This is a genomic window from Catenulispora pinistramenti (assembly GCF_018274385.1).
Taxonomy (GTDB): domain Bacteria; phylum Actinomycetota; class Actinomycetes; order Streptomycetales; family Catenulisporaceae; genus Catenulispora; species Catenulispora pinistramenti.
In genome coordinates, this window is sequence record NZ_JAAFYZ010000216.1 from 1 (window position 1) to 18,767 (window position 18,767).

General features: G+C 70.0%; 12 protein-coding genes, 1 tRNA gene and 1 pseudogene. 9 read left to right on the forward strand and 5 right to left on the reverse strand.

Annotated elements, in window-relative coordinates; genetic code table 11:
• Nucleotides 1-960 (forward strand): annotated as a pseudogene (locus tag KGQ19_RS39060) (hypothetical protein); the annotation flags it as partial.
• A 664-nt stretch (nt 961-1,624) separates the two neighbouring features.
• Nucleotides 1,625-2,707 carry a tyrosine-type recombinase/integrase gene (locus KGQ19_RS39065; protein ID WP_212018879.1) on the forward strand — a complete coding sequence of 361 codons (1,083 nt, stop codon included), beginning with the start codon at nt 1,625-1,627 and terminating at the stop codon, nt 2,705-2,707.
• A 305-nt stretch (nt 2,708-3,012) separates the two neighbouring features.
• On the opposite strand, the gene KGQ19_RS39070 is transcribed toward KGQ19_RS39065, so the two are convergent.
• From KGQ19_RS39070 to KGQ19_RS39080, 3 genes are all read right to left on the reverse strand, one after another.
• Nucleotides 3,013-3,085 (reverse strand) — tRNA-Lys (locus KGQ19_RS39070).
• A gap of 210 nt (nt 3,086-3,295) precedes the next feature.
• On the reverse strand, nt 3,296-3,868 hold the full coding sequence (locus KGQ19_RS39075; protein ID WP_368862228.1) for a DNA-3-methyladenine glycosylase I: 573 nt from the start codon (nt 3,866-3,868) through the stop codon (nt 3,296-3,298).
• 49 nt (nt 3,869-3,917) lie between these two features.
• Nucleotides 3,918-4,478, reverse strand: a complete 561-nt coding sequence (locus KGQ19_RS39080; protein ID WP_212018899.1) for a GTP-binding protein — start codon at nt 4,476-4,478, stop codon at nt 3,918-3,920.
• Between the two features lie 284 nt (nt 4,479-4,762).
• Between KGQ19_RS39080 and KGQ19_RS39085 the strand changes: the two genes are divergently transcribed.
• Both KGQ19_RS39085 and KGQ19_RS39090 read left to right on the forward strand, forming a co-directional pair.
• On the forward strand, nt 4,763-6,220 hold the full coding sequence (locus KGQ19_RS39085) for an APC family permease (RefSeq protein WP_230420126.1): 1,458 nt from the start codon (nt 4,763-4,765) through the stop codon (nt 6,218-6,220).
• Nucleotides 6,221-6,294: 74 nt separating this feature from the next.
• Entirely contained in the window at nt 6,295-7,515 is a 1,221-nt protein-coding gene (locus KGQ19_RS39090) for a PucR family transcriptional regulator (protein ID WP_212018883.1), read from the forward strand.
• A gap of 21 nt (nt 7,516-7,536) precedes the next feature.
• Here KGQ19_RS39090 and KGQ19_RS39095 read toward each other — a convergent pair whose 3' ends face one another.
• Nucleotides 7,537-8,346, reverse strand: coding sequence for an SAM-dependent methyltransferase (locus KGQ19_RS39095; protein WP_212018885.1), 810 nt, complete (start codon nt 8,344-8,346; stop codon nt 7,537-7,539).
• 159 nt (nt 8,347-8,505) lie between these two features.
• Between KGQ19_RS39095 and KGQ19_RS39100 the strand changes: the two genes are divergently transcribed.
• Nucleotides 8,506-13,944 carry a DUF5979 domain-containing protein gene (locus KGQ19_RS39100; RefSeq protein WP_212018887.1) on the forward strand — a complete coding sequence of 1,813 codons (5,439 nt, stop codon included), beginning with the start codon at nt 8,506-8,508 and terminating at the stop codon, nt 13,942-13,944.
• A 95-nt stretch (nt 13,945-14,039) separates the two neighbouring features.
• Here KGQ19_RS39100 and KGQ19_RS39105 read toward each other — a convergent pair whose 3' ends face one another.
• Entirely contained in the window at nt 14,040-15,068 is a 1,029-nt protein-coding gene (locus KGQ19_RS39105; RefSeq protein WP_212018889.1) for a LacI family DNA-binding transcriptional regulator, read from the reverse strand.
• Between the two features lie 179 nt (nt 15,069-15,247).
• On the opposite strand from KGQ19_RS39105, the gene KGQ19_RS39110 reads away from it, so the two are divergent.
• The 4 genes from KGQ19_RS39110 (at nt 15,248) to KGQ19_RS39125 (ending at nt 18,764) form a co-directional block, all read left to right on the forward strand.
• The gene (locus KGQ19_RS39110; protein ID WP_212018892.1) at nt 15,248-16,609 is read left to right on the forward strand and encodes an extracellular solute-binding protein; all 1,362 of its coding nucleotides are present in this window, start codon (nt 15,248-15,250) and stop codon (nt 16,607-16,609) included.
• The gene (locus KGQ19_RS39115; protein WP_212018894.1) at nt 16,609-17,559 is read left to right on the forward strand and encodes a carbohydrate ABC transporter permease; all 951 of its coding nucleotides are present in this window, start codon (nt 16,609-16,611) and stop codon (nt 17,557-17,559) included. Before KGQ19_RS39110 ends, KGQ19_RS39115 begins: the two co-directional genes overlap by 1 nt.
• 1 nt (nt 17,560) lies before the next feature.
• A complete protein-coding gene (locus KGQ19_RS39120) occupies nt 17,561-18,397 on the forward strand; it encodes a carbohydrate ABC transporter permease (protein ID WP_212018896.1) in 837 nt (278 codons plus the stop codon).
• Between the two features lie 112 nt (nt 18,398-18,509).
• Nucleotides 18,510-18,764 (forward strand): hypothetical protein, encoded by a 255-nt coding sequence (locus tag KGQ19_RS39125; protein WP_212018898.1) that lies wholly within the window; start codon nt 18,510-18,512, stop codon nt 18,762-18,764.
• Nucleotides 18,765-18,767: the final 3 nt, after the last annotated feature.

Sequence of the window (18,767 nt, forward strand, 5' to 3'; positions counted from 1 at the left end):
GACATCGCCGACGTCCCGGGGTCTTTCGGCGGCGCAGGAGGCGCCGGCGGATCGGGCGGCTACGTGCACGGCGTCGTGACTGCCGCGTCGGCCAACGGCACCTTGACCGTCGTGGTCGGGTCGGGCGGCACCGGCGGCGCCGGAGCGCCGTCCGCCTCCGTGACCCACGGGGTTGCCGGTGCTTCCGGGCAGTCGGGTGCCGCCGGCGCAGACAGCACGGTCAGTACCGGCGGCTCCGTCGTCCTGGCCGCGCACGGGGGAGCCCCCGGAACCGGCGGGGGCGGGGGCGCCACGACCGGAGCCTACGGCGCCAACGGACAGGGCGGCGCCGGAGGCACGGGCACCTGCCCGGCCGGCGCCGGACTCACCCGCACCGGCGGCAACGGAGGAAACGCCGGCCATGACAGCACCAGCGTCCCCGTGGCCGGCGGCCCCGGCGGCTCCATCACCAACGGCTTGCTCCCGCCCACCTCCAACACCGGCGGCCCCGGCGGCCTCAACACCCAGGGCACCTCACCGGCGGGAACCGGCGGCGCCGGGCACACCGGCTATGTCGTGCTGACCCTGCTCGACAGCCCCACGGCCGCCCCCGCGGGCGGGTCCACCTACACCGGCCAACAGATCGTGCCGTACTCCGGCAACGCCTTCGGCCAGACCCTCAACAGCCAGAACAGCTACGCCACCGCGGCCTGCGCCGGCGGCACCCTCACCGTCCAGATCGTCCTGAACCAGACCAACCACCCCGGCGCCACCTTCCAGCCGGTCTACCTTCTGGACAGCGGCAGCTTCGTCTGGACCGGCGTGATGCTGACCACCGACGCCAACGGCAGCGGCGCCGCCGCCTTCACCGTGACCGGTATCGCGCCCGGATCGCACACCATGGCCATCGACATCAACAACACCCCCAACCCCGGAGACACCTACTACGTGCCGACCGCACGCATCCCCTTCACCTGCTGACACCCGGCGATCACGCGGCCCCAGCCCCCGGCCGCGAACGCGGCACGAAGAGGAAGTGATGAAGCGATGCGGACCGTACGCACCGCCATCTCAAACCCACACAGATACCGGTCCCATAAGCACCCTGCGCGCCAGAAGGCTGAAGCAGCAGGAACCACTCATAGCCTGACCAGGATCGGAGACTACGACGCGGTTCGCATACACGACCTCCACCAGCTCAACGGCCCTTGCCCGGCCGGCTTGGACATCGACGGCCAGGACCCACCGTCCTGCAACGAGCCGCTGAGCACTGCGGGCCGCCGCAGACGTCGAGCACGAATGGCATCAAGTCCGCGTCCCCGGTAGTTCTCGGGGATGGTTCGATGACGTCACAGCGAGACCATCGCCGTGAAACTATCGAGATCTCCGAGAAGACGTGCAGAACAACAACTCAAAAGGCAGCGTGTATGCACGCTGCGGCTGCCGACGCCCGATCGATTCCCGACCGCAAGGGGGTTGTGCTCGAGCGGGACGGCCTGGGCATGGCTCCTGGTACTACGCCCTCGACCTGCCACGGGAGGTGGAGGGTCGTCGGTTGCGGATACGTCGGGGCGGGTTTCGGACCCGCAACGAGGCAAGATCCGCGCTGAACCGGCTGCGGCTACCAGATTCGTCCGGACGCCGGGTGGCGACCGTGGGACAGTGGCTGACGGTCTGGTCGGAGACCAGACTGCGGCTGCGGCACTCCACCAGCCGTAGCTACCGCAGCATCATCGAGCACTACCTCATCCCGCACCTGGGGAAGGTGCCGTTGGTCGAGCTGGACCACAAGACAGTCGCCGCCATGTTCCGGGCGATCATCAAGGGCGGGGGAGTGTCGGGGAGGTCGCTGACGGCTGCGACCCTGCACCGGATCCACGCCACTCTCTCGGCGGCTCTGAACCGCGCCCGCCGCGAGGGGCTGATCGTCGGTAATCCGGCCCGGCTGGTGCGTCTGCCGCGCTCGCGTCGGCCGCAGGCGGTGGTGTGGTTGCCGGATGTGGTGGCGGCGTGGGAGGCGTTCGGGATTCGGCCGGCGGTGGCGGTGTGGACCCCGACGCAGCTGGCCGAGTTCCTCACGCGGATCCGCGGGCATCGGCTGTACGCGGCCTTCCATCTCACCGCGCTGCGTGGCTTGCGCCGTGGCGAGGTCGCTGGACTGCGCTGGTGCGACGTCGACCTGGACAGCGGCGTCATCCACGTCGCCTGGCAGTTGCAGAGACGGGACGGCGACCTGGTGATCGGACCGCCGAAGACCGCCTCCGGCCAGCGGTGGGTCGCGCTGGACTCGCTCACTGTCGAAGTGCTGCGCGCTCACCGCGAACGCCAGCTGGTGGAGCTGCGTGAGGCTGGAGCGGTCGACACCGGCTACGTGTTCACTGATGCTGTTGGGCTGCCGCTGGCACCTGCCCGTTTGTCGGATACCTTCCGGCGCCTGGTCAAGGCCACTCGGCTGCCACCGGTGCGGCTCCATGACCTGCGTCACGGCGCGGCGTCGCTGGAACTCGCCGTCGGGGCTGATCTGAAGTTGGTCTCAGATCAGCGTGGGCATTCCTCAATCGTGCTTACCGCCGATACCTATATCAGTATCCTGCCGCACCTGGTCCGCGACGTCGTCGAAGACGTCGCCGGGCTGCTCCTGCAACACGGCCTGCGCGTTCCGGGCCAGCCACGGTCGCGACGGCCGTTCGAGACCCGCTCCACGGTGCGGATGAGCGCGACTGTCTGACGTGTTGGTAGCCCGTCCGTAGTCCACAACGCCGGGATCTTCCGGGCGAATCGATCATGTCATGTCCGCAGATGCCCGAGCGCGGAATCAAAGCACAGGGATGGGTTTCCGCCTGCGGTTGAGTCCGAGCTGAACAACGCGATCACCCAGACTGCGTGGCGCACGGCGCCATGCGGTCATGTCGTGCTATCCAAGAACAGGGTCTGACCTGGGCGAATGACCATGGCCCCACATCGGACCCACGCCGGACCCACAAAACAAAACTGCTGGAACAGCAATACGCTGTTCCAGCAGGTCAATACGGGTGCGCCGCCAGGGACTTGAACCCCGAACCCGCGGATTAAGAGTCCGCTGCTCTGCCTATTGAGCTAGCGGCGCTTGATCTTGCCGGTGTCGCGTTGACGGGTGAAACATTAGCAGATCTTTAAGGGGTCCGCCGACCATGGGGCGGGGGTCGCGGGCGGCGGTTTCGGCGGCTTCCGGCGTGGTCGCGGGGGGAGCGGCGCCGGGGTGGTCGGCGTCCTTGGATGCCGCCGCCTTGCGCTGCCGCGTCGCCGCGTTGCTCCGTCGCCGCCTCGCGGCGGCGCGCTACTTCGCTGCGCGGAAGCAGCCCGCCAGGTGGTCGTCGACCATGCCGGTCGCCTGCATGAGGGCGTAGGCGGATGTCGGGCCGATGAACTTCACGCCGTTCTTCTTCAGGGACTTCGCCATGGCGGTCGACTCCGGGGTCTGGGTCGGGACCTGGCTGAAGGACTTCGGGCGGCGGCGGGTGGCGGTGGGGGCGAAGCTCCACAGGAAGGCGTCGAGGCCGTCGGGGAGGTCGCGGACGATGTGGGCGTTGTGGATGGCGGATTCGATCTTGGCGCGGCTGCGGATGATGCCGGGGTTGGCCAGGAGGTCTTCGACGTCTGCTTTGGTGAGGGCGGCTACGGCGTCGATCTGGAAGTTCTTGAAGGCGGTGCGGAATGCCTCGCGTTTGCGCAGGACTGTGATCCAGGCCAGGCCGGCTTGGAAGCCCTCCAGGCTCAGGCGCTCGAACAGGGCGTCGTCGCCGTGCAGGGTGCGGCCCCATTCCTGGTCGTGGTACTCCGCGTAGTCGCCGGTGGTGCCGGCCCAGCCGCAGCGGGGGAGGCCGTCTTCGCCTGTCAGGAGATCTTGCACGCGGCCCATGGTAGGCGGGGGTGCCGACAAGTGGGGAGTGCGGCGTCCGTCACGCTTCGTCGGCGTGCCACTTCACCGCGTGTTCGACCAGGGCCAGCAGGACGGTGACGGTGGAGGTGCGGTCGCGGGCGTCGCAGATCATGACCGGGGTGGAGGCCGGGATGGCCAGGGCCTCGCGCAGGGCGTCCTCGCTGTAGCTGCGGGCGCCGTCGAACTGGTTCACCGCCACGACGTGCGGCATGCCCCGGTGCTCGAAGAAGTCGATGGCGGCGAAGGCGTCGGCCAGCCGGCGGACGTCGGCCAGGACCACCGCGCCGACCGCGCCGCGGGCCAGTTCCTCCCACAGGAACCAGAAGCGCTCCTGGCCGGGGGTGCCGAACAGGTACAGGATCAGGTCCTCGGCCAGCGTGAGGCGGCCGAAGTCGAAGGCGACGGTGGTCGCGGTCTTGGCGGGCACGCCGACGGTGTCGTCGATGCCGCGCCCGACCGAGGTCATCTCCGCCTCGGTGGTCAGCGGCTCGATCTCGGACACCGAGCCGACCAGCGTGGTCTTGCCCACGCCGAACCCACCGGCGACCAGGATCTTGGCCGTTGTCTGCACGATCGCCATCGCCGTCCACCCCAGTTCCCGGCGTACATAAAGATCTGGAGAATGGTAGTGGACGACGATGTTCGACTGCATGTCGGCAGGTGCGCGCCGGAATCGTAGAACGTTGACGGGGGCGCGGGGCGCTGCCGCGATCCCAGGACGCTGAAACCCCGCGGGTGGTTGACCAGCGCATTCGGCCGTGGCGACGAATTCCCCGGAAGCTCTTGACGGGTGTCGTGTCCATCACTTTTCATAGCCCGAACAGATGAGTCGCTAATAGTTCGAATTCGACGGGTAGGGAGAGTATGTCCGAGATTCTGACCGGGGCCACTACCTCCACCTCCATAGGCGAGCCCGGGACGCAGCTGGAACGGGCCGACCCAGCCCCCGCCAAGCCCGAACTGGCCCGCTCCCTGGGCCTCGTCGGCGCCGTCCTGCTCACCCTCTCCTGTCTGACCCCGGCCAGCTCGCTGTTCGTCATCGTCCCCGGCCTGTTCGCCACCCAGGGCACCGGTACGGCGCTCACCTTGGCGATAGCCGGCGTCCTGTGCGTCGGCGTCGCCTTCTGCTACTCCGAGCTGGGCACGTTGATCCCCTCGGCCGGCGGCGAGTACGCCATGGTCGGCTCGCTCCTGGGCCGGGTGGCCGGCTGGCTGACGTTCTTCCTGGCCGGCGTCGCGGCGTTCATCATCCCGCCGATCATCGCCATCGGCACCGGGGAGTACCTGCACGCCGCCATCCCCGCGCTCCCGGTCAACGGCGCCTACACCGGCGCGTTCGTGATGGCCGTATCGACCGTCATGGGTGTCTTCGACCTGCGCGCCAACGCCTGGATCACCGGTGTCTTCCTGGTCCTGGAGGTGGTCGCGGCCGGGCTGGTGGCCGTGCTCGGCTTCGCCCACAGCCATCAGGGCGCCAGTGTCCTGATTCACCCGGTTGTCGCAGACGGACCGAACACCACCCCGCTGCGCTTCGGCACCCTGATGGTCGGTCTAGCCGTCGCTTTGTTCGCCCTGCAGGGTTTCGCGACAGCTGTCTACCTCTCGGAAGAGATCCAGAAGCCACGCCGCAACGTCTCCCGCGCCGTCCTGTGGACGCTCGCCCTCGGCGCCGTCGTGGTCATCGTCCCGACCGTGGCCGTCACCCTCGGCGCGAGCGGTGCCGGTGCCCTGACCGGTGCGAACTTCGACCTGATCGGCCTGGTCAAGACCTGGAGCAACGCGCCGGTCGGCGCCTTCGTCGCCCTCTGTGTCGCCGCGGCCATTGTCAACGCCGCGATCGTCATGGTGATCCAGAACTCCCGCATCCTGTTCGCCTCGGCCCGCGACAAGGCGTGGCCGGAGCCGGTGAACCGGGCGCTCGGCACGGTCTCGGCCCGCTTCGGCGCGCCGTGGGTGGCCACGCTCGCGGTCGGCGCGCCGGGCGCCGCGCTGTGCTTCGCGCCGGTCGACACGCTCAACGGCGTCACCGGCGTGGCGGTGACCGGGCTGTACCTGGTCGTCGCGGTGGCGGCGTCGGCGGGCCGGCGGGGTGCGTACAAGGCGAGGAGCGCCTGGCGCATGCCGTGGTGGCCGCTGGTGCCGGTACTGGTCGTGGCCAGCCTGGTCGGCGTGCTGTTCGAGCTGTGGCGCAGCCAGCCCTCGGACCTGTACTGGACGCTCGGCGCCACCGCCGCGGCGGCCCTGTACTGGCTGCTCTACCTGCGGCCGCGCGCCGCGACCCGGTGGCTCATCGACGCCGAGCCCGGCGGCGAGCCGGGCTGATGACTCCCCGTGGGAACTCCAGGAACTGGGAAAACCCATTCCGGGAGATAGTCGGCTCGCTACGATGCGTAGCTATGGGGGTAGACGATCAAGTGGACGCCGGTGCCGCCGCCCTGGCCGCCCGGATGCTGGAGCGCACCGGGGAGTTCGCGGCGTCCGTCGCCGACCGCATCAACACCCTCGTACCCGCCTACGCCGAACGGGTGCCGCTGGAAGTCCTGCAGTCCTCGGTCGCGGCCCACTATCGGGTGCTCTTCGACGGGCTGTTGGACCCGGCGCTGGAAGACAGCATCCCGGCCGACGTCGCCGGTCGCATGCGCGCCGCCGAGGGCGTGCCGATATCGGCGGTGTTCGAGGCCTACCAGATCGCCCTGTCCTTCATCTGGCAGCACCTGGCCGAGGCCGCCGAACGCGACGAGGTCGCGCCGCGGGTGGCGGTACGCGCCGCCTCGGAGCTGTGGCGACGGTTGTCAGGGTTCACCGATGTGATGTCCGACAGCTACCGCACCGAACTCGCGGCCCGGATCCGCAGCGAGGAGCAGCGCCGTTCGGCCCTGATCCAGGCGCTGTTGGAAGGGCACCTGTCCGAACCGCAGGTGTGGGAGGCCGCCGACGCGCTGCGGCTGCCGCATCAGGGCCCGTACGTGGTGATCGCCGCCCGGGTGGCCGGGGCCGGCGAGCACGGCCTGACCCGCGGGATCGAGGAGGGCCTGCAGCGCCAGAGCATCACCTCGGCCTGGCGGCTGCTGCACGACGTGGAGATCGGCCTGGCCAGCCTGCCGCGTCCGGCCGACCAACTGGACGTGCTGATCGAGGCGCTGGCCGCCGGCAGCGTGGGCCGGGTCGGGATCAGCCCGCTGTTCGACGACCTCACCGGCACCTCGCAGGCCCTGCGCCTGGCCCGCATCGCGCTGCGCGGCGCGGCCAGCCCCGGCAAGGTCGTGGTGTTCGGCCGCGACTCGCTGTCGGTGGCCGCCGCCAGCGCACCGGACGTGATGGCCCAGCTGTCGCACGCGATCCTGGCCGGGCTGGAGAGCATGCCCGCCGAGGACCGCGCGATCCTGCTGGACACCTTCGGGGCCTGGCTCGACCACGGCGGGTCCGCCGACGAGGCCGCGCGCCGGTTGTACGTGCACCCCAACACCGTGCGCTACCGGCTGCGGCGGCTGGAGGAGCGCACCGGTCGGACGCTGTCCGACCCCCGGCACGTCGCCGAGCTGAGCCTGGCGTTCGAAGTGGACCGGGGCCGCGTGGCCTGGCTGGCCGACGGCGACGGCCCGGCCGCCGAACGCTGACTTCATATAGAAGTGGCCTGATCAGGTCGTCGGCTTCCGCCCGACACCGGCGAACCCATACGTTGCGATCCGCGCCAGATCCGGATCCGGCGCCGAGTCCGGCCGCCACTCGGCCACCGTGCTCAGTCCCGGCTCCAGCAGCTCGAAGCCTTCGAAGAACCGCAGCACCTGGAGCCGGGTGCGCGGAAAGTACTGCTGCGAAGCCCCCTGATATACGTCCTCTGTCGCGTCGAGCTTGTCCTCCCACTCCGGATCGTCGCCGGTGCCCAGATAGCTCAGCGCCAGAGAACTGCCCGGTGCCAGCAGGTCGCGATACGCGGCGACCGCGCCGAACGGGTCGTCCCGGTCGGAGAAGAAGTGCAGCACCGCGAGCATCAGCACCGCGATCGGCTGCTCGGGGTCCAACACCGCGACCAAGTCGGGGTCGCCCAGCACCGATTCCGGATCCAGCAGGTTCCCGGCGATCGCGGTGACGTGCCGACCGCCGCCGTCGGCCAGCAGCGCCCGGGATTCGGCGACCACGGCCGGATCGTGGTCGACGTAGACCACCCGGACGTCCGGTGCGACCCGGGCCGCGACCTCGTGCACCGGATCGGCGGTCGGCAGCCCCGAGCCGATGTCCACGAACTGCCGGATGCCGTACCCGCCGGCCAGTTCCCGGACCACCCGCCCGAGGTAGTCACGGTTCGCCCGGACCAGCCGCCGCTGGTCCGGATTGGCGGCGATCACCACGTCGGCGGCGGCGCGGTCGACGGGCGTGTGGTGGGTGCCGCCGAGGAAGTAGTCGTACATCCGGGCCACGCTCGGAGTCTGCGTCGGGTCCTCAGCCATGCCCCCGATGCTAGACGCCCGCCGAGCCGCGCTGGTCCGAATGGGGCGCCGAGCCGCGCTGGTCCGAATGGGGCGCGGAGCGGCGCGCCTCCCGGGAGCCGTGAGCGTTCCGCTCCCATTGTGGATCCGCACCCGAAGATCGGCCGAGGAACGGACCGCATGCGCAGAACACGTATTCACTTGTCGGGTCGGCCGCGGGCCCGCCGCTGGGCGGCGGTACTGGCGGCGACGGCCGTGGCCGGGTTGTCCGCCGGGCCCGGGTGGGCCGCGACGACGCCCCGGCCGACCCCGGCCGAGCTCCAGTACGCCGCCGGCCAGCCGGTGATGACCATCGACAAGACGGTCCGCGACGCGCCGGACCCGCTGGTCCCCGGCTCGACGTTCACCTACCACCTGACGCTGTCCTGCTCCTCGCTGCGCGACTCCTGCCAGGACGTGGTGCTCTCGGACACGCTCCCGGCCGAGTTCGACGTCGACACCCTGCCGGCCTCCACGCCGACCCGGGAGGTGGACTACGACCCGGCGACCCGCAAGCTCACCGTCACCTTCAAGACGCCGCTGCCCTCTCCGCCGAACCCGGCCGGCTCGACCGGCATCCCGGCCGGCGGCACCCAGGACGTCGACGTCGTCATGAAGGTGCCGGACTCCGGCTCGTTGAAGAACGGCCAGACGGTCAACAACACCGCCACCGCCTCGGCCGCCAACGCCGACACCGTGCTGGACTCGGCGAGCGTCACGGTGACCATTCCCAAGTACGCCGACGCCGGCGGCACCAAGAGCTGGAGCCCCGCGGCGAACGTCGCCACCCTCGGCGGCACCTCGACCGTCACCCTGGGCGCCGCGAACCTGTCCAGCGGCTCCACGCGGATCAGCCCGCTGGCGATCGAGGAAAACAGCGTGGCGATGTTCGACGACTTCGATCTCACCGGCATCGGCCCGGTGCGGCGCATGCCGGCCGGCGCGGACCGGGTCACGGTGCTGGTGTGCACCAAGCCGATCGGCTCGCCGTGCTCGGCCGCCGAGTACATCGCCGCTCCGGCCGTGCCCGGACCGGATCTGGCCCTGCCCGCCGGAGTCAGCCCCGGTCAGGTCACCGGCGTCAAGTTCGAGTTCTCCAACGCCGCAGGGACCCCGCTGCCCTACGACGCCACCGGGGCCAGCGTGCCGATCGAGGTGAAGCTGCGGAACACAGTCCGCTCCACCGGCGCCCCGCTGAACCCGCCGACCCGGCAGACGATCCGTAACTGCGCCGCGCCCTCGGTCAAGGACATCGCCAGCGGCTTCACGATCCTCGGCGAAGAAGCCTGCGCCACCCACGACATCCTGCCCAACGTCGCCACGGTCGACGTCGCCAAGCGCTTCTACTCCGACGCCAACGGCGACTTCTCGCAGAACGGCAACGCCGTCGTCGGGCAGCACTCCGGCGTCACCGCGAACGTGACCGCCAAGAACACCTCGCCGTTCCCGGTCCAGACCCTGACCATCACCGAGCCCTCGGACAGCACGGCCGCGCAGTTCGACGCCGTGGACGCCAAGACCGTCCGGCTGACCTTCCCGACCGGCGCCACCTCGGCCGAGCTCTCGGTGACCTGCGGCGACGGCACGGTTCTCCCGGTGCGCACCTTCACCGCCGCCGCGACCGTCCCCGCCGGCTGCCCCGCCGGCAGCCCGCCGAAGCGGATCTCGGTCACCTACAAGGGGAACATCGCGCAGGGCGCCACCGGCGCGCTGGCCGTGCACGGGAACCTCAACGGCAAGGAGACCAGCGCCGGGGTCCGCGACTGCGCCGACGCCTCGGCCACCAACCCGTCCGACGGCTCCGGCACCGCCGCCGGACTCACCTGCGCCACCTTGCCGATGCAGGAACCGAACTCCTCCGGCCACGGCTCCAAGACCTCCTCGCAGTCCGAGATCCCGCCGGGCCAGCCGGTCTGGTTCACCGTGGACTACAACAACACCGGCAACGTCCTGCAGCCGAACGTCGTGCTCACCGACCCCGCCGACCCGACCGCCGCCGGGAACCCGTTCGACCTGGTGCAGATCAGCGACGTCCAGGTGGTCACCTCGCCCACCACGCTGCCGGTGACCATCGAGCTCTTCGACCCGACCACCAAGGCCTGGGTGCGCTACGTGCGCGGCGACACCGCTCTGCCGGCGATCGCGCGGGGCGTGCGGTTCGTGGCCGCCAACGGCGTGCCGCCCGGCGGCCGCATCACCGGGCACATCCTGGTGACGCTGCGGGACGGCGTGGAGCCCGGGCAGAACGTGCACAACTGCTTCAGCACCTCGGTCGACAGCAAGGTCACCGACAACCGCTGCACCGACGTCGCGACCGGTCCGGCGCGCGCCGGGGCCTCGCTGACCAAGTCCCTGAGCCCCGCGACCGTTTCGCGGCCGGTGCCCGGGGTGGCGCCGCAGACCGTGAACGCCCGGCTGACCGTGGTGAACACCGGGAACGTGAGCCTGAAGCAGCTGGTGCTCACCGATGCCGACCCGGCGTTCTTCGACGCGATGACGCTGACCGGGATCACCGGGGTCACGTTCCCGCCGGGGGCGAACCAGGTCCAGGTGGACGCGTGCGCGGTGTGCGGGGCGAACCCGACGTGGGTGCTCGGCTCGCCGACGACCAGCACGACGCCTTCGTTGCCGTCCGGGGTGAGCGCGGCGGACGTGCAAGGGCTGCGCGTCACCTTCACCTCGACGTCCGGCGGCTATGACATCGTTCCGCAGACCTCCGCGCCGAACGGCGGTCAGTGTCCGATGTCCAGCTTCTGCTTCACCGCGCAGCCGCGCGACGGCCTGCGGTCGGACCCGGGGACGCCGATCCCGGACACCGTCTCGGACACGGTGACCGGCGCGGGGGAGAGCCGATTGCAGAACCCCGGGCAGACGTTCCCGATCCCGCCGGGCAGCGCGACCGTGAACGTGGTCACCGGTACGCACCGGCTGAAAGTGGACAAGGAGCCGCCGGACCAGACCGTCAGCCCCGGCAACCCGGCGTCGTTCCAGCTGGTCACCACGAACACCGGCACCGCCCCGATCCAGGACCTGTCGATCGCGGACGCGATCCCGAACGGCCTGGTCTTCGACGACACCTTCGCCGGGACCGACGGCTATCCGTTCACCATCAGCTACACCGGCCCGACCGGGCCGGCGAGCCCGATGCCGTCGCAGGTCTCGTTCCAGCCCGCGCGCGACGCCGGCGGCAAGATCGTGGGGCTGACGTGGAAGTTCCCCGGCTTCACGTTCTACCCGACCGCGCAGATCACGCTCGGTTTCCAGGTGAAGCTGGCCGGCGGGATCGCGGCCGGGACGCGGATCACCAACAAGTACGCGGCCGGGTCGGACACGCAGGAGGGGATCACGTGCGACCCGTCCTCGCCGCGGCTGACGGTGCTGAGCAACAACCCGGCGCTCGGTCCCGGCACCTTCTGCCAGTCGCAGGCCGATGTGGTCGCCCGGCCCGGGGCCTCGTTCGACGCCGCCAAGTGGGTGGCCGGGGATCCGGCACTGGGGTTCCAGGACAGCTTCACCGGGGCGACCTATCCGGTGGGCGACGCGCGGTGCCCGTCGCTGGTGTATCAGGGGACTACTTACACGCGGTATCCGTGTATCGCGCTGACGAAGCCGGGCCAGAACTTCGAGTATCTGATCTCGGTGACCAATCAGGGCACTGAGCCGGCCGGTGCCATGTCCGTGCTGGACGTGTTCCCGGCTCCCGGCGACACCGGCGTGCTGCTGGGGGACCAGGATCGCGGGACCACCTGGGACACCGTTCCGCAGCTGGTCGGGCCGGTGACGTACGACGGCCCCGGGCAGGCGACGATCACCTACTCGGCGACGGCGAACCCTTGCGGACAGCGGATCGCCACGCCGCAGCGGCCTTGTCACGCGACGTCCTGGAACCCGGCGCCGCCCGGGCACCCGACCGGGTTCGAGGCCGGGGTGGCGTACGCGCCGGGGCTGGCGCCCGGGGCGACGGTGACGTTCCGCATGACGTTCCAGGCGCCTGCCGACCTGAGCACTCCGGCTTTCCCGGCCCCGGCGTGGAACTCCTTCGCGCACACCGAGACCGTCTCCACCGGCGCGCTGCCGGTGACCGAGCCGCCGAAGGCCGGGATCGGGTTGGTGTTCGGGAATGTGAAGGTCGCGAAGCTGGTGAACGATCCGCCGGATGTGCCGTTCGGACCGTTCACCGTGGACTACTCGTGCAGCTTGACGACTGCCGGCGGGGTGACACAAGAGGTACGGACAGGACGCGAAAGCCTTACCGAGGCTCAGCCTTTGTCCCTGACCGGGATTCCGGCCGGCGCGGTATGCCGGATCTGGGAGTCGGACGCGGCCGGTGCGGTGACCGACCACGGTCCTGGCAATCCGCTGGTAGTCACGGTCGCTGTCGCGGCCGGTGCGGACCAGGTGCAGCGGTTCGAGATCACGAACCAGTTCCCGCGCCGCGACCTGGTGGTGTGGAAGCGGGTCACCGGGCCCGCCGCCGATGAGGTGGGGCAGGGGCCGTTCACGGTCACCGTCGACTGCTCGTTCCGCGGCAATCGGCTACCCGGCTTCCCGAAGGACCTGACGTTCACCGGCAACGGGAGTCAGGCCTTGACCGGGCTGCCGATCGGGAGCAAATGCGACGTCGAGGAGACGGACGCGGGCGGTGCCACGAGCCACGAGGAGTTCGTGACCAGTACCGAGCGGGCGACCGTGGTCACCTCGCGCACCGGGTCGAAGCGCGACGAGCCGACCTCGGACACCCCGGCGCAGGTCGTGGTGGCGAACTCCTTCGAGCAGGGCGGGCTGCTGATCGTGAAGAAGCTGGAGGGGCCGGGCGCGGCACCGGCCTCGCGGCGGTTCGGGTTCCACGTGCTCTGCGACTTCAACGGACGCAAAGCCGTGGTGGCGCGGGACGTCGAGATGGGCCCGCCGGACTTCCTGGTCACGGTCCCCGACCTGCCGGTCGGCGCCGTCTGCACGGTCACGGAGACGGACGCCGGCGGCGCCGACGCCCCGGCCGCGCCGGTCGGACCGCTGACGATCGAGCAGGGGGCCGCGAACGTGGTGTCGGCGACGCTGACGAACGTGTTCTCCGCCGGGCACCTGACGCTGGTGAAGCGGCTGGCGGGGGCGGGCGCGGCGGCGGCCGAGGCGGACGGCTTCGCCTACCCGCTGCACGTGCTGTGCACGGTGGACGGCGGCGTCGGCGCGTACGCGCTGGACGCGGTGTACCGGGTGAAGGCGGACGAGCCGTTCGCGGTGCCGGCGCCGATTCCGGTGGGCGCGCGCTGTTGGGTTGGCGAGGTGGACCGGCAGGGCGCGGAGTCGGTGCACATCGACCACGGGAGTGCGGCCGACGCGGCGGTGGTGAGTGGCCCCGGCGCGGGGATCACGATCACGGCGACGAACACCTTCACCGAGGCTCCGGAGCCGGGGACAGGGACTGGGACGCACGGCGGCAAGGGGCGGCCGATGCTGCCGGGGACGGGTGTGGGCGCCGGAGTGTGGATGAGTGCGTGGCTGGCGTTCGGGTTGCTGGCAGTCGGCGCCGCGCTGGTGTGGGGTCGGCGGCGCGGGGGTGTTGGTGATGGGATGCGGTAGGAGATAGATGGCGTTTAAAGGCCCGGCTCGGGACTGAGCCGGGCCTTTTGCTTGAGGCGGACCACCAACCACCAACCTCCACCCACCAACCACCCTCACGCCACCACCGGCCCCCGCTCCCCGGACCCCCGCGCAATCAACCGCACCGGCACCGTCACCCACTCAGGCCCGCGCTCCGGCTCCGCCAGCCGCGCCGTCATCAGCTCCAGTGCCGCGTGCGCCATCGCCGGGCTGTCCTGGGCGATCACCGTCATAGGCGGGTCCAGCAGTCCGGCCAGTGGGAAGTCGTCGAAGCCGACGATCGCCGGCCGCTGATCGCGCGGCACCTCGGCGGCCAGGTGTGTCAGCACCCCGAACGTGGTCGTGACGTTGCCGCAGACCAGCGCGGTGGCCGGTGATTCCGTCGACAGCACCGCGCGCAGCGCCTCGCTGATGCGCGCCTGCTCCGTCTCTCCCGGGTGGACCATGTCCGTCACCGGTCTGCCGTCGGCGCGTAAGCAGGCCCGGAAGGCGTCCGCGCGTTCCCGGGCGGTGAAGATGCGCTCATGGTCGCCGATGTAGGCGATGCGGGTGTGGCCGTGGTCGGCGAGTTGGCGGTAGGCCATGCGGATGCCGGCCGCGTTGTCCGCGAGGACGGCGTCGGTGGCGGGGCCGGTGATCGGGCGGTCGATGGCCACCACCGCGAGGCCGGCGGCCATTTCCGGGGCCAGGTAGGAGTGGTCGGGGCCGATCGGCTCGACGAGGACGCCGTCGAAGCCTCGGCGGGCCATCGACAGGACCACGGCGCGTTCGCGTTCTTCGTTGTCGGCGGTGGAGGCCGCGAAGACGGTGAGGCCGGAGGCGTAGGCGCCGCGTTCGAATTCCGCCATCAGGGGATTGCGGGCCGACATCTCGCGGACCGCCACGCCGATGGTGCGGCTGGTGCCGCGACGGAGTTGTTGAGCTTGTTCGTCCGGGCGGTAGCCGAGGGTGTCGATCGCGGTCTGGACCCGGCGGGCGAACTCCGCTCCCACCGTCGGGTCGGCGTTGACCACGCGCGATACCGTGCTCAGCGCCACGCCGGCCTCGCGGGCGACGTCCACCATGGTCGGGCGTCGGGAACGGCGCCCTGAAGCCTTCGTCATGAAAAGTCCGCTCCGCGGCCGTGCCGTGACCTGATCGAGATGTTCTCAGGGGTTGACGATGCCTGGGGCCGCGCGCCTAGATTAACGCGAAAATAACGTTTTCTCAAAGCATGGTGCTCCCTCCCATCCGTGCCCTCCCGCGCCCCGCGCGGCGGACGCCTTGTCCCGAAGGAGTCAGGATGTTGTCTAAGGGTTTACGTCTGGCGTGTGCTGGCGCGGCCGTCGCGGTCGGTTTGACCGCGTGCTCGTCCTCCTCGTCCAGCGGCAGCGGCGGTAAAACGCTCAAGGTCGCCTACCAGAAGTTCGGCAACGAGATCCACGTCGACGCGCACATGCAGAAGGTGAAGGCGCAGTTCGAGGCCGCGCACCCGGGCATCAAGATCCAGCTGGACCCGATCAACGTGTCCGAGAACGACTACTACACCAAGATCGACCTGATGATGGGCTCCAGCTCCACGGCGCCCGACGTGGTGTATGAGGACACCTTCCTGATCAACTCCGACATCCAGGCCGGCTACCTGACGCCGCTGGACTCCTATCTGTCGACCTGGAGCGACTGGTCGCAGTTCCCGGACACCGCCAAGGCCGCGGCCCGCGGGCTGGACGGCAAGACCTACGGCGTCCCGATGGGCACTGACACCCGCGCGCTGTACTACAACAAGGACTTGCTGACCAAGGCCGGGATCGCGATGCCGTGGCAGCCGAAGTCGTGGGCCGACGTTCTGGCCGCCGCTAAAGCGGTCAAGGCCAACGATCCCGGCGTGATCCCGATGAACATCTACGCCGGTAAACCCGACGGCGAGGGCAGCACCATGCAGGGCTTCGAAATGCTCCTGTACGGCACCCAGGACCCGCTCTACAGCAGCGCCAGCAAGAAGTGGATCTCCCCCAGCAAGGGCTTCTCCGACTCGCTGCAGTTCCTCAAGGACGCCTACAGCGGCGGCCTGACCCTGTCCCCGCAGCAGGAGCTGGACCCCAACGTCGGCAACGTGGTCGGCGGGCAGCTGCTCCCGCAGAGCAAGCTGGCCATCGACCTGGACGGCTCGTGGGTCACCGGCACCTGGACGCCGACCGGGGCCAAGCCCTGGCCGGCCTGGTCCAGCACGCTCGGCGAGGCCGCGATGCCGACCCAGGACGGCGGCGGCAAGGGCACCATGAGCATGTCCGGCGGCTGGACGCTGTCGGTGACCGCGAAGTCCAAGAACAAGGACCTGGCCGCGCAGTTCATCGAGCTGGCCCTGAACAAGGACAACTCGGCGTCCTACGACGTCGCCGACGGCCAGATCGCGGTGCGCAACGACGTCGCCACCGATCCCACGTACCAGAACTCCAACCCCACCACGGCCTTCTTCACCGGCCTGGTCCCGGTCACCAACTACCGCCCGGCCTACGCCGAGTACCCGAAGGTGTCCGACGCGATCCAGGTGGCGATGGAGGCGGTGATCACCGGACAGTCGTCGCCGGCGGATGCGATGAAGTCCTATACGGAGTCGCTGAAGGGCATCGTCGGCTCTAGCAACGTGGCGGCGGGCACCAGCTGATGAAGTTCCGCACAGCCATCGCCGGCGAGGACCTCGCGGCCGCGGCGCTCGGGGGGCCCACGTCCCCCCGCCCCGGCCGCGCGGCCCGCCTGGCCCGGTCGACCCGGCAACTGCCGCTGGCGCCGGCCCTGATCATGCTCATCCTGTTCTTCCTGGGCCCGGTGCTGTGGAGCATCTACAGCTCGTTCACCAACGCCGCGCTCACCGGCGACGGCGCGGCGAACCCGCAGTGGGTCGGGCTGGAGAACTTCCGGCGCCTGTTCTCCGATCCCAACGTCACCAACGGGATCTGGCTCACCGTGGTGTTCGTCGTGGGCTCGGCGGTGATCGGGCAGAACCTGCTCGGTCTGGCGATCGCGCTGCTGATGCGCGGCCGGAACCGGTGGCTGCGCGGCACGGTCGGCGCGATCGTGGTGTCGGCCTGGGTCCTGCCGGAGGTGGTGAGCGCGTTCATCTGGTACGCGTTCCTCGGCCAGGACGGGACTTTGAACCAGGTCACGAAGGCCCTCGGGATCGGCTCGCAGGACTGGCTCTACAGCAGTCCGATGCTGGCCGTGATCATCGCCAACACCTGGCGCGGCACCGCCTTCTCGATGCTGGTCTACAACGCGGCCCTGGCCGACGTCCCGCTGGACGTCCAGGAGGCCGCCGAACTGGACGGCGCCAGCGGCTGGCGGCGGCTGTGGTCGGTGACCCTGCCGCTGATCAGATCCGCGATCGTGACCAACCTGATGCTGATCACCCTGCAGACGCTGTCGGTCTTCACCCTGATCTACGTCATGACCGCCGGCGGCCCCGGCTTCGCCAGCTCCACCCTGCCGGTGCTGATGTACCAGCAGGCGTTCAAGTTCTCCGAGGTCGGCTACGGCACCGCGATCTCGTTGCTGCTGCTGGCGATCGGCGCGGTGTTCTCGTTCGTGTACGTACGCGTCCTGAAGCCGGAGGCATGAGATGGGGGTGGACACACCAAGCCGCCGCGCGGCCCGCCTGGTCTGCGCGGGGATCCTGGTCCTGATCGGGGTGGCGTTCCTGGCACCGCTGATCTGGCTGGTGCTCTCGTGCTTCGACGCCTCGGCCCAGACCAACGTGAAGTTCCCGGACCACCCGAGCCTGGACAACTTCCGGGCCGTGATGAACACGGACATGCTGTGGCGGCCATTGTGGAACGGCCTGCTGCTGTGCGGCGGATCGGCGCTGATCACCGTGCTGATCGCGACCTTCGCGGCGTACCCGCTCTCGCGCTACCAGACCAGGTTCCGCAAACCGTTCCTCTACACCGTCCTGTTCGCGACCGGCCTGCCGATCACCGCGATCATGGTCCCGGTCTACGGCCTGTTCGTCCGACTGCAACTGGTCGACTCGATGCCGGCCACCGCCCTGTTCCTGGCGACCACTTCGCTGCCGTTCGCGATCTGGCTGATCAAGGGCTTCATCGACAGCGTCCCGATCAGCCTGGAGGAGGCGTCCTGGGTGGACGGGGCGAGCCCGATGCAGGCCCTGCGGCACATCGTGGTGCCGCTGATCGCCCCCGGCATGTCGGTGGTACTGATCTTCACCTTCATCCAGGCCTGGGGGAACTTCTTCGTCCCCTTCATCCTGCTGCAGAGCCCAGAGAAACTGCCGGCGTCGGTCACCGTATTCACCTTCTTCGGGCAGTACGGCGCGGTCGCCTACGGCCAGTTGGCGGCCTACTCGGTGCTGTACTCGATGCCCGTAGTGGTCCTGTACCTGATCGTCTCCCGCACGATGGGAGGCGCTTTCCGCTTCGCGGGCGCGGCGAAGGGCTGAGCAGGGGCGGGTAACCCGCGTTCCGACCCGCCCCCCACACCCGACGGCGGCTAGGATCAGCCCTCAACGAGTTGTCGCCCCGCCCGGCCACCGGCCCGGGACCTTCAGTGGAGTGAGCAGTACGGACCGGTCCGGCGGACCCGACGAGGCCGGCGGCGAGCCCGACCCCGCCGCCGCCGGCTCCCGCGCCCGCGTGGCCGGGCTGGGGCGGTGGCCTTGGGTGGCCGGCGCGGTGCTGGCTGGGAGCCAGGTGCTGGTGGTTGTGGTCGTGGGTCGGCAATGGCGGGTGGTTGGTGTGGGGTTGGTGGTTTTGGTGACGCTGGTGGGGGTTGGGTATGCGATGTTCGGTGGGGAGCGGAAGCGGTAGGTG